At 53.5% G+C, this 301-nt stretch carries 1 protein-coding gene; it reads right to left on the reverse strand.

The window, feature by feature from the left end:
- Nucleotides 1-256 (reverse strand): hypothetical protein (locus P0G09_RS18770; RefSeq protein WP_275253430.1); only part of this gene is annotated, 256 nt, incomplete at its 3' end.
- Nucleotides 257-301 lie beyond the last annotated feature (45 nt).

Consider the following 301-nt stretch of genomic DNA (forward strand, 5'->3'; position numbering starts at 1 on the left):
CATTGCGAAATGTCCATGCCTTCTCCCACAGGGCAAGTTCCCGCCCCACACTGTACAACGCCAGTGCCGCCATAACTTCCAGCGCCCAGACCTTCCAGCCCAGCAATTTGAACTGGCAGTGCAGCAAATCACGCCAATCACTCCGTTGTTTTACGACATGTTCCGCCCGGCAGCGGCGCAGTAGCGTTTTCGGTGCGGCTGTGTCAAGCTCTGTCGCCTGTGCTCTGGACAGTTCTTTTTCAAAGGCTCGATTCATCTCCAGTCCTCCTTTTCCAATTGCATTTTCAAGGTTTTCAATGCA

This window comes from Faecalibacterium sp. DFI.5.82 (assembly GCF_029076575.1).
Taxonomy (GTDB): Bacteria; Bacillota; Clostridia; order Oscillospirales; family Ruminococcaceae; genus Faecalibacterium; species Faecalibacterium duncaniae.